We start from the raw sequence: 14,401 nt of genomic DNA, 5'->3' as shown, positions 1-14,401 counted from the left end.
AAGGGCTTGCCCGGGGAAATCGGGAAAACGTAAGCTAAACGGCCAAGTAAGCCAAACGACAAAGGGCGACGCTCTTGCGAACGCCGCCCCCTGTTGGATTAGACCATTACCCTTCCAAGCGTGACGCTTAGAACTTGGCTTTCGCCTGCAGGAACGCACGGCGACCAAGGAAGTCGTACTGCGATGCCTGAGGAACGTTTGCGAATGGCGTCACCAGACCGGAAACCTGCGGTGGCTCGGTATCAAAGATGTTCGAGACACCCAGCGTGATCTCGAAACGATCCGCAAATTCCTGCGTGATCGAAGCATTGTGATACCAAACTGCCTTGGTAAACGGCTGGACACACCAAGTTTCGCCATAGACGTTCTCGAAGAAGTCGAGCGGGTTACAGGTTGAGCCGAAGTCGAACTCGTACTGCTCAACACTCGAAGACTTGCCGATCACGGTGATCCCGTAAAGGATCGTTGTGTCGCCCTTCTCCCACGTTGTGATCAGATTGCCGGTGAACTTCGGATCACCGACCTGACCATTCAGGAAGTTGGCTGGGTCGTCATTGTTGCGGTCATCACCGAAGGTGAAGATGTTGTCTTCAAGCTGCAGAGTTGCCTGACCAAGCAGTGAAAGCTGGCCCATATTGCCAAGGTCATGACGCACACGGAGCGTGAAATCGATCCCGCGGTTGGTCTGCTCGTCGATGTTGATGAACTGACGATTCACGAACCGGATGTTGTTGATATCGCCATCCTGGCCACGCTCGAAGAACGAACAGAACGGGCTGTTCGGGAAGTCCACCGAATCGTAGCAGTTGAACAGGATCGAATACGGATCAAGCTGTGAGATTTCGTCTTCAACCTTGATGTCGAAATAATCGACCGTGAACGCGATATCCGTGTCCGGCAGGAAGTCGAACTTCGGCGTCAGGATCAGGCTAGCCGTCCAGGCTTTCGACGTTTCGGGCTCAAGCACGCCCAGGCCACCCGACGTGTTCACAGTGACCTGAATGCCAGCGCCAGTGTGGTCGATCGGAATACCGCCAGCAGGACCATTCAGGAATGACTGGTCAGCCTGACAGTTTTGCGCGACGGTTGGCGTGATTGTGCCATCGGCGAGCTGCTCGCCCCAACGAACACACGGGTCAACGTTACGCTGACGCGCACCGCTCGCTTGGTTGCCGAGGAACTGTTCGAACAGAGCCGGTGCGCGGTATGACGTACCGTAGGTCGAACGCAGACGAAGCCAGTCGTTGACCTGCCAGTTGGCCATCAGCTTGTAGGTCCAGTTGCCATTGCTCGAGTCGCTGCGGCCATCGGGTGCGGTTGCGCTCACATTAGTGATACGGGCTGCACCTGAAAGCTCGAAGCTCTGGAAGAACGGCTTGTCCGCCAGAACCGGCACACTGATTTCAGCAAATGCTTCCTTGGTCGTGCTGCGGCCGCGCGTCGGCGCTGCCGAGAACGGGTTTGCAAAACCATTGTCGACATAATCATCCGGATTGTCCGGATCGCCGCCTGGGACTAGAGCATAGGTGATATCGCCCGGCGTATCGTCGATCTTGTCACGGCGGATCACCGCACCGAGTGCGAAGCCGAGCGGACCTGCTGGTAATTCAAACAGCTCGCCCGAGATCGATGCCTCTGCGAACATCTGTTCGTATTCGGTCGAGCCGGTTTCCTCGTCGGTGAGATAGTCGATTTCCTCTTGAGTAAGGTCACCGGCCATCACGCGCGGATCAACCCAGTTCATCTGCAGACATTCGCGTCCAGTCACATCTGTGAACAAGCCTGCACAGCCGTAGCCATAGGCACGCAGCGTCTGCTGATAGATACTATCCTGCAGGATCTGCTGGAACGTGTATTTGCCGTCAGACAGGCTGTACTGGCCGTGCACGTCGAAGCTGATCTTGTCGGTCAGATCTCCGCGAAGGCCTGCAATGCCGCGATAGTAGTCTACATCGATCCAGTTGTCGTACTGGTCAAGAATACCAGTCGGACTGATGAACGCACCTGCGCCGCCAAAGGATGTCCAGCCTGGGAAAGGATCGTCAGGATCACCCGGCGCATAGAGATCGGTGTAGCCGAAGTTATAGAACTGCGAATAGCTGTCGATGTAGTTCTCGCGGCGGCTGAAAATGCCTTCTGCGTAGAGCTCCACACCATCAGTCAGTTCGAACGACGCATCACCATAGAGAGTGTAGCGCTTGGTTTCAGGGATCACCGTCGATTTCTGCTCGAACGGGTGGTACGAATTGGTCAAAACATAGGGAAGCGGTTCTTCATAGCTTACTGCAAACCAACCCGGAGGAGCGATGACATCGCCAAAATTCGCCGCCGGGTTCGGTGCGGGGATGTAAGCTCCGAGGTTGTCGTTGCCATAGCTGAACTGCAGCAGGGACACGATTGACGGATTGATGAACCCTGGATCCTGGTCTTGCAGGTTGGATGAGAAATAGGTCCACACATGGCCCCATGACGTGCCGCCAACACATCCGAATTCTCCCGTGCGCGGATCGATCAGGTCAAGACGACGCTGGCCATCTTCGCTGAATACGTAGTCTTCAGGGCAACCCAGGAAATCACGGTCCTGACGGCGCAGCATGTCTTGCTTGTAATAGTCGCCTGCGAAGAGGATGTGACCGCGATCGAATTCCTTGCCCCAGGCAATGCTGAAGTTGGTTTCTTCACCACCCGATTCGAATGTCTGCGAACGGAAGAAGTCAAGCTCAAGGCCGTCGGTTGAACGCCGCGTGCGGATGTTGACCACGCCTGCGATAGCGTCCGAACCGTAAATCGAAGATGCGCCGTCCTTCAGCACGTCTACCTGCTCGATGATCGAGCCGGGAAGCACGTTCAGGTCGAAGGCGGAAACACCGCCGCGCGTTCCGGCAGGACCAGAACGGCGACCATTGAGAAGAACCAGCGTTCGTTCAGCGCCGAGACCGCGGAGCGAAATCGTTGCTGCGCCCGGACCACCGTTCGAGATGGTATTGGCAGAAATTGCAGACGTGATCTGGGTCGAACCATTGGCGATCGGAGACTGCTGGATGATTTCGGCAGCCGTCGTCAGGCCTTGCTTGCGTTGAAGGTCCGGGTTGATGATCGTCAGCGGCGATGCGCTGGTCGTCTCATTCCGGCGAATGCGCGAGCCAGTGACGACGATCGGTCCGCCATCGGCAGCTTCAACCGTGCTATCGTCCAAGAAGACCGTTTCGTCTTCTTCAGCTTCTGGCTGATCCTGCGCCATGGCAGGTGCGGCAAGCGTTACGGCGAGTGCCGAAACACCCGCGCTTGCATAAAGACGCACGGATTTGCGCGTCGCAAAAGCGATTCCCTTTTTCATCAAATAGTCCCCCGAATATGCGATCCCAGCCGTCATATCGTTAGAGTGCAACACAGAACAGACATTACGTCTGCAGCGACTTGTCCAGTCCTGCGTCAAGTCCTGCTCCCCACGACGTATTTGTGCAACCTTGCGGAATTAAGAAATAGGGCATTTCGTTGCATGTGTGACCAGTTCGCAACAGGTCATTGTGCAGCTGCGGTATTCTACTGAACTTCAGCCCTATTCTGCTCTGCTTTCCAGACCGACCCGGGGTAATCCAACGTAAAAACTGTCCGCGAAGTCGTTCGTTTTCGTGTGCCCTCAGCAAGAATTTCCACAGCAAGACCAGCATCACGCGCGGCGCACTCGGTGACCTGCTGCAGCAAGGCCCCCTGCGGCCAGGTGGCGAGCGTCCGCACCCGGCCATGGCGGAAACTTGCAGGGGTGCCGTCGTCAGTGATCCACTCTGGTTCCGCCGCATGTCCCGGCGCAACGTGATCCAGCCAGCGGGCAATGGCCCAGCTATCACCTTTGTGTTCAAGGCCCGGACGCAGGCTTTCACTCTTCGCGACAGTCAACCCGCACAGCTCGGTGAGCTTGCCCGGCGCAAGCTCTGGCGGGATGGAGAACTCTGCGTCGCGCGAGCCGGTGCGCGGACCGATAACCACCTGCGCGTCTGACGCTGCGAGCGCTTCGACCAGCGCATCGGGCACGATGGGCAGGCATGGAATCACGACCAGCGCGTAACCTTCAAGCAACTGAGATGGATGGACAAAGTCCACGTTGAGCCCGAGCCGCCTGAGCGCTGAATAGCAGTCGAACGCGGCCCATAGCGCAGACCGGCATTCACCCTGCGGCTGGATTTGTGTCATCCATTCCGCTGCATAGTCGAACACGATCGCCGCATGTTTGACCGGCGCGCCGATGTCGCCGAGCTCAGCCAGAGCGTCTGCAGCCTCACGCGCTTCGGCGAGGGCCGGGGCAGGCTCCCCATCGGGCCGCAACAGCCCGGCATGCATTTGCTCCTGCGCATGGGTGAACTGCCGCCAGCGGAAATAGCTGACGAGCTCGGCGCCATGCGCTGCCGCTTCCAGCGTCCACAGCTTGACCATGCCCGGGAGCGGGGCGGGGTTATGCCGCGCCCAGTTTACAGGTCCTGGCTGCTGTTCCAGCACTGACCAGCGCCCATCCCTTGCGCAGCCGCGATAAAGGTCATGGTGGAAGGCGGCGATGTCCGGGTGGCCGCAGCGCGCGAACTTGACCTTGTCGCTCTCTGAGAAGCGGAACATTTCGAGGAATCCGAGCGGATAGCTGTCCCACCCAAGCACATCCAGATCAGCCGCGAGATCGAAGTGATCATAGCCGGTGTAGAAGCCCATCGCGTTATGGGTGATAGCCCGGCCCGGCGAAAGTTCGCGCAATATGTCGACCTGCGCGCGGTTGAAGGCAATCACCTGATCAGATGAAAACCGGCGAAACGCCAGCCAATGCGCAGGGTTCGCCTCCGTCACGGTCAGATTGGGTAGCTCGACTTCACCGAAGCTGCGATACTCCATGCTCCAGAACACATTGCCCCAGGCCGCATTCAGGGCCTCGATCGTGCCATATCGTTCCGCCAGCCAGAGCCGGAACGCATCGCGCGCGGCGGGTGAGAAGCTCTGCACCGTGTCATGGCAGCCATATTCGTTATCCGTCTGCCAGGCCGTGATCGCGGGATGCTCGCCATAGCGTTCCGCCACGGCCCGCGTAATCCGCGCGGCCTCTGCCCGGTAACCCTCGTGGCTGAAGCAGTAATGCCGCCGCGATCCAAACCCGCGCCGGCGTCCCTGACGGTCGAGCGCGACCATGTCCGGCATCTGGTCGACCAGCCACTTGGGCGGCGTTGCCGTGGGCGTTCCCATGATGATCCCGAGGCCCTCGGCATGGAGCGTCTCAACTGCGTCATCGAGCCAAGCCCATTCAAACCGGCCCGGTTCCGGCTCGATCCGGCTCCATGCAAACTCGCCGATCCGAATCTGCGAAAGGCCGGTCTCGCGCATCATTCGCGCGTCTTGCGCCCAGCGTTCCTGCGGCCAGTGTTCGGGGTAATAGCAAACGCCGAGTTCCATGCGCGGCACATGCGCAGGATTGCGCCTGCCATGCAATATCCTTCGTGCGGAGGCGCGATCTCTCCGTCTGTCGGTCAATTGCACCCGAACTGGCCGTTCGAGCGTTGAAGGTTCGCACAGCCCATGCTTAGGGAACATGGCGCGATACCTAGGGGAGAATCTCTCATGAAGATCGATGTCAGCCTGCCGCACGGCACGCCAGCGCTGCCCGGCGGTCTCGACTGGGCGAGCGGCGGGCCGAAGCAAGGCCATTCGCGGTTGATCTATGCCGCGACGGAAGAGGCGCTGGTCGATGTTCCTGACGCGAGCGAGGCTGAAGTCGAAGCCGCTGTCACGAAGGCGCGTGATGCCTTCGCCAATGGCCCGTGGCGCAAGATGATCGCAGCCGACCGCGCGCGAATGCTGGCGAAATTCGAAGAAGCGATCCTTGCCCATGCAGACGAACTTGCGACGCTGCAGACGCTCGAAACCGGCATGCCGTTTCCGCAAATCCGCGGGATGCATGTCGCGCGCACGGCGGAGAATTTCCGCTTCTTCGGCGAGCTGACCACCTCTCTGGCGGGCGAGAGTTACGAGCAGACCGGCCGCTATCTCTCCATTGTGACGCGCGAGCCCGTTGGCGTCGGTCTGTTGATCGCGCCATGGAACGCGCCCTTGGTGCTGGGTTCCATGAAGATGGCAGCGGCTATTGCGCTCGGCAATTCGGTGATCGTCAAGCCCAGCGAATATGCGCCGCTTGCGATCATGCGTCTGGTCGAAATCCTGCATGAAGCGGGTCTTCCTGAAGGCGTGGTGCAAGTCATAACCGGGCCGGGCGCAGGCGCAGGCACGCAGTTGGTCAGGCATCCGGGCGTCGACGTTGTCGGCTTTATTGGCGGGACAGCGACCGGCAAGCGGATCATGGCGGACGCGGCAGGAAGCCTGAAGAAAGTCGGGCTGGAACTTGGCGGAAAGTCGGCCAACATTATCCTCGAAAGCGCGGACTTTGAACGCGCGGTCGATGGTGCGCTGATGGGCTTTCTTGCAGGCAATGGCGAACAATGCCTCGCGGGCAGCCGCATCATGGTCGAGGACGCGATCGCCGACAGATTCATCGACGCGCTGGTTGCGCGGGTGGAGAAGGTCAGGATCGGCGATCCGTTTGTGGCGGGCACGGAACTCGGCCCGCTCGCCTTCAAGGCGCATTATGACCGCGTTCTGAGCTTTGCCGAGCAAGCGCAGGCAGGCGGGGAGTACAAGATTCTTGCAGGCGCGAAGAAAGTGGACGGGTTTGATCGCGGCTATTTCTTCGAACCGACCGTGGTCGAAGCGGCCGACAATTCGGCCAGCCTTTGCCAGGACGAAATCTTCGGGCCGTTCGTGGCGGTCCAGCGGGTGCGTGATCTCGACGATGCGCTGGCCCGCGCCAATGACAGCGAGTTCGGCCTTGTGAGCTACATCTGGTCGAATGATCTGCCTTCCGTGATGCGCGCGCGGCGCGAACTTCAGGCAGGCACGGTGTGGGTCAACACGCCGATGGCGCGGGACCTGCGCGCACCGTTCGGCGGCTACAAGCAGTCGGGCATCGGGCGCGATGGTCTGCCCGGATCGGTCGAGCTGTTTACGGAAGAGAAGACAACCATGATCCCGCAGGAACCGCTCGACCTGCCGAAACTCGGCATGGGTGACTGAGGGAGGGCAGGGCCAATGTCAGCCCAGAAAATCAAAGCCTATGTCGACAAGGCCTATGTCCGCATCGCCGAGGGGCAATTGCACCTGCGCAAGCGAGAGTGCGGCGGCGGCGGTGTTCCGCTGGTCCTCTCGCACGCATCGCCCGCAGCCTCGAAGACGCTTGAACCCTTGCTGCATGCCTTGGGTGAGGGGCGCTCTCTCTTCGCCTTCGACAATCCCTGCAATGGGCAATCCTGCTCGCCTGGCATGGAAACGCCTGCGATGGCGGACTTTGCCGATATGCTCGCGAGAGGCAGCGCGGCCCTGGGGCTGGATAAGTTCGCGCTGTACGGCACGCACACCGGCTCGCATATCATGATGGAATGGGCGCTTGCGCAGCCTGAGCGCGTGACCGCACTGATCCTCGATGGGGTTGCTCTGATGGACGAGGCGACGGCAGCGGAATTCCTCGAACGTTACGCTCCGCATCAGACTCCTGACGAGACTGGCAGCCAGTTTCACTGGGCATGGAATTTCATCCGCGACCAGATGTTCTTCTACCCGCATTACAAGAAGGACAATGCGCACAGGCGGCCGGAGGGGGTGTTCGATGCGCGCATCCTGCACGATCTCACCATGGACGTACTGGGCAGCCTTGAAACCTACCACCAGCCTTATGAGGCCGTATTCCGACACGACGTTCGCGGCGCGCTTGGGCGGCTGGCGGTGCCCGTGCTGGTGCTCAGCCATGCCGATGGCGCGCTCGATGAAGCGACCGATGAAGTTGTCAGCCTGATCCCGCAGGTCGAACTCGCCCGCGACTGTGCCACGCCTGAAGCGAAGGCGGCGGCGATCAACGCATTCCTGGAGAAACATTCATGACTGACGGACCGATCTTTCTCGTGGCTGGCGCAAGCTCCGGCATGGGCCGCAAGACCGCGCTCAAGCTGGGCGAGGGCGAGGGCCACGTGATCCTCGCTGCGCGCGGGCTTGAGGCATGCGAGGAAGCCGCCGCGCAAATCCGGGCAGGTGGCGGGTCGGCTGAAGCGATGCAGTTCGACGGGACTGACGCGGCAAGCTGCCATGCGCTGATCGCAGCGATTGAGGAAAAGCACGGGCGGCTGGACGGCGCGTTCAACAATATCGGCAATACGTTGGGGGATTCGCCGCTGCATGAAACCCCGCCTGAACGCTGGGATGCCGCGATTGCAGTCAACCTCTCTTCGGTTTTTCATCTCATGCAGGCTGAAATCCCGCTGATGCTGAAGCAAGGGGGCGGACGGATCGTTAACAACAGCTCGACCGGCGGCCTGCGCGGCACCCGCAATATGAGCGACTACTCGGCCGCAAAATGGGGCGTGATCGGCCTCACCAAGTCGGCCGCGCTCGATTACGCGTCGCAGGGCCTCGTCATCAACGTCATCGCGCCGGGTATCATCGCCACCGAGCGGTTCCGCGAGTTCGAGGAACGCATGCCGGAAATCTTCGACAAGCTGCGGGTCGAAACGCCGATCGCGCGCTTTGGCGAGATGGAAGAGATCGCGGAGGTGGTCGACTGGCTCTTGCGCAGCGCGCCGGCCTATCTCAATGGTGTGGTGATGCCGGTTGACGGAGCGCGTACCGCTTGAATGAAACTGCAAGCCTGGAGGCTTTCGATCTGCTGCTGATCGGCGGCGGACATGCGCAGCTTGCGGTACTCAAGGACTGGATCGACAATGGCTTGCCAGTCGAGCGCGCCGCGCTGATCGATCCCGCCAGCCACGCGCGGTACTCAGGGACCGTTCCTGGCATTATCAGCGGCCAGCATGATGTTGCGCATGGACTGGTGGACTTGGCCAGACTTTGCGAGCGAGCCGGGATCGCATTTGTCAGGGATCGTGCGGTGGCGATTGATCCGGATGCGCGAGAGGTCACGCTTGGCGAGGGCGAGAGAGTTTCGTTCCGTATTGCCTCCATCGATACCGGCGGCGTGGGTCAGGCCGCACGGGTTCTCGGCACAAGCGACAAACTGCTCGATGTGCGGCCCATTGCCGCATTTATCGAACGCTGGCACGAAATCGCGGCGCAAGTGAATGGCAAGCCGCTGAATGTCGCGGTCATCGGCGGCGGCGCGGGCGGGGCCGAACTCGCTTTCGCGATCCGCAACGCAAAGGGGATGATGCCAGCACCGCAAGTCGCGCTGATCGCGGGGAGCGCAGGCCTCTTGCCCGATCTGGGTAGCTGGGTGCGCGGACTGGCTGAGCGCGAGCTGGAACGGCAGGGAATACCGCTCATCGAAGAGGACGCGGCGTTTGAAAATGGCGCTCTGACCGTTTCAGGCCAAACACTCGAGCCTGTCGATCTTGTGATTGCAGCGGTGGGCAGCGGCGCACCGCAATGGCCGGGCGCAGGCGGTCTTGCGACGGACAAACAGGGCTTTATCGCGGTCGACCAATACCAGCGCTCGACCTCGCACCCGCATATCCTTGCGAGCGGAGATGTGGCACAGCGAATGGATCGGCGCATTCCCCATGCGGGCGTCCATGCGGTGCATACCGGGCCGATCCTCGCAGGAAATCTGCGGGCTTTGGCTGAAGGCCGCGAACCTGCGGCGAGCTACACCCCGCGTCCGGCCAGCCTCTATCTGCTCTCGACCGGGCGCGGAGAAGCGATCGCATCCTATGGCTGGCTCGGCGCGCAGGGCGCGTGGGCGGCGCGCTGGAAAGAGGCAATCGACAAACGCTGGCTCGATCAATACGGGTGAGCCAAGCGTGAGGAACGTAACCATTCGCAGTGCGAGGCCGAATGGGCAGCCAAGCGCGCATTCGGGGAAAGCCACATGAAGAAGATCGTCATCATACTCGTGCTGGCAGCGCTGATTGCAGCCTATTTCATCTTCGATCTGGGCGAATACCTGACGATTGGCGGGATCAAGCAGATCGCGGGTGACGTAGACGGATTCTATCAGGAGAACCCGGTGCTTGTGCTTGCCGGTTTCTTCGCGATCTATGTCGCGGTGACCGCAGCCTCGCTCCCCGGCGCAGCGATCATGACACTGGCGGCAGGCGCGCTGTTCGGTTTGCTCGTCGGCACAATACTGGTCTCATTCGCGTCCACAATTGGTGCGACACTCGCATTTCTGGCTTCGCGCTATGTCCTGCGCGACACAGTTGAGAGCAAGTTCGGCGACCGGCTGAAGTCGATCAATGCGGGGCTCGAAAAGGACGGAGCGTTCTACCTCTTCACGCTGCGCATGATCCCGATCTTTCCCTTCTTCGTCATCAACCTTGTCATGGGTCTGACGCGCATCAAGACCTGGACCTTCGCATGGGTTAGCCAGGTGGGGATGCTGCTCGGCACGATCGTCTATGTGAATGCCGGAACGCAGCTCGCGCAGATCGAGAGCCTCTCCGGCATCGCATCGCCCGCTGTGCTGGGCAGCTTCGCGCTGCTTGGTATCGCGCCGTGGATCGGCAAGGGTATTATCGGCATAATCAAACGCCGCCGTGTCTACGATGGCTTCACCAAGCCCAAGAGCTTTGACCAGAACCTCGTCGTCATCGGCGCGGGCAGCGCTGGGCTCGTGTCGGCCTATATCGCCGCACAGGTGAAGGCAGGCGTCACGCTTATCGAAGCCAAGGAAATGGGCGGCGACTGCCTCAACACCGGCTGCGTGCCCTCAAAAGCGCTGATCAAGAGTGCCAAGGTCGCCGCGACCATGCGCCATGCGGATAAATACGGCCTGACCTCGGTCGAACCCGAAGTCCCCTTCAAACAGGTGATCGAGCGGGTGATGGAAGCGATCCGCGCGATCGAGCCGCATGACAGCGTCGAGCGGTACGAGGGCCTCGGCGTAAACGTCGTGCAAGGATATGCCAAGATCGTCGATCCGTGGACAGTCGAGGTCGCGCTGCATGACGGAGGGACAAAGCGCATAACCGCAAAGTCGATCATCATCGCGGCCGGTGCCGCGCCTTTCGTGCCGCCAATGCCGGGTCTCGATGACTCCGACTATCTCACCAGTGACACCATGTGGGACGCGTTTGCTGAGATGGACGCGGCCCCGAAAAGGGTGGCTGTGCTCGGCGGTGGCCCCATAGGCTGCGAAATCTCGCAGGCGCTTGCCCGGCTCGGGTCCAAAGTCACGCAGGTCGAAATGGCCCCGCGTGTGCTGGGCCGCGAGGACGAGGAGGTGTCAGCACTCGCCAGGCAAGTGCTCGAAGAAAGCGGCGTAACCGTGCTCACCGATCATAAGGCGGTGCGGGTCGAAGAAGGGGCGCTGATTGCCGAGCATGGCGGGCTGGAGCGCGAGATTGGCTACGACGCGTTGATCGTCGCGGTCGGGCGCGCGGCGCGGCTCAAAGGCTACGGGCTGGAGGAGTTAGGCGTCGATACGAACAGGACAGTCGTCACGGATGAATTCCTCGCGACCAGATTCCCCAATATCTATGCCGCTGGCGACGTCGCCGGGCCGTACCAGTTCACCCATGTTTCCAGCCATCAGGCCTGGTACGCCAGCGTCAACGCGCTGTTCGGAGCCTTCAGGAAGTTCAAGGCCGATTACCGCGTGATCCCCGCGGTCACTTTCCTCGATCCCGAATTCGCCCGCGTCGGCCTCAATGAAGTGGAGGCAAGAGAGCAGGGTATCAAATACGATGTCACCCGCTATGATCTCGACGATCTCGACCGCGCGATCACCGAAAGCGAGACACAGGGCTTCGTCAAGGTTTTGACCCCGCCGGGCAAGGATACGATCCTTGGCGTCACCATTGTCGGCGCACATGCAGGCGAGCTGCTGGCGGAATATGTGCTGGCGATGAAGTACAAGCTCGGCCTCAACAAGATACTCGGCACGATCCATTCCTATCCGACCATGGCGGAGGCGAACAAGTTTGCAGCGGGCGAATGGAAGAAAGCCAACAAGCCGGAAGCCGCGCTCAAATGGCTGGAGCGCTATTTCAAATGGGTTCGAGGCTGAGCGCCCTGAAAGACCAATCCCCTGACACGACAAGGACATGACCATGCTTCGACCTCTGAGCCTCCTGATCATGCGTATTGGCACGGGTATTCTGCTGGTGCTGTGGGGCAGTCTGCGATTGATGAACCCCGGAACAGGAACTGGCCTTGCAGAAAAGTACTACGGCGGGGTTGCTTCGGCTTCGGCCTTGCAGACCGGTTTTGCAGTGTTCGAAGTGATCCTGGGCGCGCTGGTCGTGCTGGGCCTCTTGCGCAAATACACTCTGCCACTGCAGGCGCTGGTTCTGGTCGGCGGCGCGCTGGCGATCTGGAAGCATTTTCTCGATCCATTTGGGATGTACCTGCATGAGGATGCGAACCTGCTGTTTTTTCCTTCCCTGACGGTTGCGGGGGCAACGTTGGCCTTGATCGCGTTTCGCAAGGAGGACACACTCAGCCTCGACCGCTTGGTCAAACGCTTTGCGGATTGATCGGGCATAGAGGGGGCTGATGGAGATACTCGCGCATTTGCAGGGATTGCTCGGCCTCGCAGTGATCACCGGACTTGCCTGGGGCTTGTCCGAAAACCGCCGCGAAGCTCCCGGCTGGCGCTGGATCGCAGGCGCATTGGGGCTGCAATTGCTGCTTGCGCTGGCGATCGTGCGGCTGCCCTTCGTGTGGCAGATTATTGGCTATGCCAATGACGGTGTGACCGCGATTGAGCGCGCGACGCTGGACGGTTCGTCCTACATGTTCGGTTATCTCGGCGGAGCGCCGCTTCCGTTTGAACTGAAAGAGGGCGTGGCTGCCCCCGTGATCATCGCGTTCCAGATCCTGCCGCTGGTGATCGTTTTCAGTGCGCTTGCGGCCTTGCTGTGGCATTGGGGCGTGCTGCGCTGGTTGGTGAACGGCCTGTCCTTCCTGCTGCGCAAAAGCCTGAAGGTCAGCGGTGTGGTCGGCCTGGCGGGCGGGGCGAACATGTTCCTTGGCGTCGTGGAAAGTCCGCTCGCGGTGCGCGCCTATTTCGCAAAGATTAGCCGCTCGGAACTGTTTCAGGTCATGGTTCTCGCCATGGCGACGATCAGCGGTGCGATCCTGATCCTATACGCGACCACTCTCTCACAGACAGTCCCTGACGCAGTCGGACACATGATCGCCGCGTCGCTGATTTCGCTACCTGCCGCCTTGCTGATGGCCAAGCTGATGGTTCCGGGTGAAGGCGCAACAGAGGACGATGAGAGCGAGCCGGGCCTCAGATACGAAAGCAGCATCGACGCCGTGGTCAAAGGCACGATGGATGGGATGCAGCTGTTTCTCGCCGTGATCGCCATCATCATTGTTGTGTTCGCATTCGTTTCGCTGGCGGATCAGATTCTCGCTGTGTTTGGACAGGTCGGCGGCGAAGCGCTCACGCTGAAGCGCATATTTGGCTGGCTGTTCGCGCCGTTGATGTGGTTGATCGGGGTGCCATGGGATCAGGCGCAGGCCGCAGGGGGATTGATGGGCACGAAGTCGATCCTCAACGAATATGTTGCTTATCTGGAGCTTGCAGCGCTCCCTTCCGATACATTCGATGATCGAAGCCTGCTGATCGTGACCTATGCGCTGTGCGGGGTCGCGAATCTTGCAAGCGTGGGCCTGCTCGTTTCGACCATCGGCACATTGTGCCCTGAGCGGCGTGCGGAAGCTGCAGGGCTAGGCATGAAGAGCTGGCTTGCCGGCAATTTCGCAACGCTGATGACTGGCGCCTGGATCGGGCTTGTTACATGGAGCTGATCGGTCATGTTTGACGCGAAACTCCGCCCGGTGATCGATCCGTCCTTGAACCGCGCGGGTGCATGGCTCGCGCGCGAAGGCATCTCCGCCAACCTTTTGACGCTGTCCGGGCTGGCGATCGGGCTGCTCGGCGCTGTGGCGATTGCCATGGAACATTACGCGTTGGGTCTCGCGCTGATCGTTATCAACCGCTTGCTCGACGGACTGGATGGGGCAGTGGCGCGGGCGACAAAGCCGACCGACCTTGGCGGCTATTTCGACATCGTCGCAGACTTTGCCTTTTACGTGTCGATCCCGCTCGCCTTCGGAATTGCGGACCCTGCGAACCTGCTGCCTGCGCTGGTGCTGGTCGCGAGCTTTGTACTAACGGGCACGAGCTTCCTTGCCTTTGCCGTCATCGCTGCGAAACGCGGTGCAGACACTGAGGCGCATGGCAAGAAGAGCTTCTTCTATTCGACGGGCCTTGCCGAAGGAGCAGAGACCATCGCAGTCTTCATCGCGATGGCGCTGTTTCCGGCATGGTTTGCGCCGATCGCCTGGGCCTATGCGGGGCTATGCGCACTGACTGTGATCCAGCGCAGCGCGATGGCAATCAGGCAGTTCAGGGAATAAG

At 60.4% G+C, this 14,401-nt stretch carries 10 protein-coding genes; 8 read left to right on the top strand and 2 right to left on the bottom strand.

Translation table 11 applies throughout. From position 1 onward, the window contains the following. Nucleotides 1-127 precede the first annotated feature (127 nt). Together ACG9DO_RS13060 and ACG9DO_RS13055 are read right to left on the bottom strand one after the other, a co-directional pair. Complete coding sequence (locus ACG9DO_RS13060; protein ID WP_394728606.1) at nt 128-3,337, bottom strand: TonB-dependent receptor domain-containing protein; 3,210 nt, start codon at nt 3,335-3,337, stop codon at nt 128-130. A 206-nt stretch (nt 3,338-3,543) separates the two neighbouring features. After that, on the bottom strand, nt 3,544-5,427 hold the full coding sequence (locus ACG9DO_RS13055) for a beta-galactosidase (RefSeq protein ID WP_394728604.1): 1,884 nt from the start codon (nt 5,425-5,427) through the stop codon (nt 3,544-3,546). Nucleotides 5,428-5,592: 165 nt separating this feature from the next. Between ACG9DO_RS13055 and ACG9DO_RS13050 the strand changes: the two genes are divergently transcribed. From ACG9DO_RS13050 to ACG9DO_RS13015, 8 genes are all read left to right on the top strand, one after another. Next, nucleotides 5,593-7,098 (top strand): aldehyde dehydrogenase family protein, encoded by a 1,506-nt coding sequence (locus ACG9DO_RS13050; protein WP_394728602.1) that lies wholly within the window; start codon nt 5,593-5,595, stop codon nt 7,096-7,098. Nucleotides 7,099-7,113: 15 nt separating this feature from the next. Beyond that, nucleotides 7,114-7,959, top strand: coding sequence for an alpha/beta fold hydrolase (locus ACG9DO_RS13045; RefSeq protein ID WP_394728600.1), 846 nt, complete (start codon nt 7,114-7,116; stop codon nt 7,957-7,959). Beyond that, nucleotides 7,956-8,705: an SDR family NAD(P)-dependent oxidoreductase gene (locus tag ACG9DO_RS13040; RefSeq protein ID WP_394728598.1), complete on the top strand. Its 750-nt coding sequence runs from the start codon at nt 7,956-7,958 to the stop codon at nt 8,703-8,705. The genes ACG9DO_RS13045 and ACG9DO_RS13040 overlap by 4 nt, the downstream gene beginning before the upstream one ends. After that, nucleotides 8,702-9,820 carry an FAD-dependent oxidoreductase gene (locus ACG9DO_RS13035; RefSeq protein ID WP_394728596.1) on the top strand — a complete coding sequence of 373 codons (1,119 nt, stop codon included), beginning with the start codon at nt 8,702-8,704 and terminating at the stop codon, nt 9,818-9,820. Before ACG9DO_RS13040 ends, ACG9DO_RS13035 begins: the two co-directional genes overlap by 4 nt. 75 nt (nt 9,821-9,895) lie before the next feature. After that, complete coding sequence (locus ACG9DO_RS13030) at nt 9,896-12,034, top strand: FAD-dependent oxidoreductase (protein WP_394728594.1); 2,139 nt, start codon at nt 9,896-9,898, stop codon at nt 12,032-12,034. A gap of 43 nt (nt 12,035-12,077) precedes the next feature. Continuing rightward, nucleotides 12,078-12,503 carry a hypothetical protein gene (locus ACG9DO_RS13025; RefSeq protein WP_394728592.1) on the top strand — a complete coding sequence of 142 codons (426 nt, stop codon included), beginning with the start codon at nt 12,078-12,080 and terminating at the stop codon, nt 12,501-12,503. Nucleotides 12,504-12,522: 19 nt separating this feature from the next. Next, nucleotides 12,523-13,788, top strand: a complete 1,266-nt coding sequence (locus ACG9DO_RS13020; RefSeq protein WP_394728590.1) for a NupC/NupG family nucleoside CNT transporter — start codon at nt 12,523-12,525, stop codon at nt 13,786-13,788. 6 nt (nt 13,789-13,794) lie between these two features. Further along, a complete protein-coding gene (locus tag ACG9DO_RS13015) occupies nt 13,795-14,400 on the top strand; it encodes a CDP-alcohol phosphatidyltransferase family protein (protein WP_394728588.1) in 606 nt (201 codons plus the stop codon). The last annotated feature ends 1 nt before the right edge of the window (nt 14,401 follow it).

The organism is Altererythrobacter sp. GH1-8, assembly GCF_043702085.1.
Taxonomy (GTDB): Bacteria; Pseudomonadota; Alphaproteobacteria; order Sphingomonadales; family Sphingomonadaceae; genus Erythrobacter.
The sequence above is the reverse complement of the archived record's forward strand: the minus strand, read 5'-3'. Positions and strand labels throughout refer to the sequence as shown.

What these genes read in the sequence shown, in the direction of transcription:
- ACG9DO_RS13055 (WP_394728604.1), bottom strand. Translation starts at nt 5,427, where the DNA reads ATGGAACTCGGCGTTTGCTATTACCCCGAACACTGGCCGCAGGAACGC.
- ACG9DO_RS13045 (WP_394728600.1), top strand. Translation starts at nt 7,114, where the DNA reads ATGTCAGCCCAGAAAATCAAAGCCTATGTCGACAAGGCCTATGTCCGC.
- ACG9DO_RS13025 (WP_394728592.1), top strand. Translation starts at nt 12,078, where the DNA reads ATGCTTCGACCTCTGAGCCTCCTGATCATGCGTATTGGCACGGGTATT.
- ACG9DO_RS13040 (WP_394728598.1), top strand. Translation starts at nt 7,956, where the DNA reads ATGACTGACGGACCGATCTTTCTCGTGGCTGGCGCAAGCTCCGGCATG.
- ACG9DO_RS13060 (WP_394728606.1), bottom strand. Translation starts at nt 3,337, where the DNA reads ATGAAAAAGGGAATCGCTTTTGCGACGCGCAAATCCGTGCGTCTTTAT.
- ACG9DO_RS13030 (WP_394728594.1), top strand. Translation starts at nt 9,896, where the DNA reads ATGAAGAAGATCGTCATCATACTCGTGCTGGCAGCGCTGATTGCAGCC.
- ACG9DO_RS13015 (WP_394728588.1), top strand. Translation starts at nt 13,795, where the DNA reads ATGTTTGACGCGAAACTCCGCCCGGTGATCGATCCGTCCTTGAACCGC.
- ACG9DO_RS13050 (WP_394728602.1), top strand. Translation starts at nt 5,593, where the DNA reads ATGAAGATCGATGTCAGCCTGCCGCACGGCACGCCAGCGCTGCCCGGC.
- ACG9DO_RS13020 (WP_394728590.1), top strand. Translation starts at nt 12,523, where the DNA reads ATGGAGATACTCGCGCATTTGCAGGGATTGCTCGGCCTCGCAGTGATC.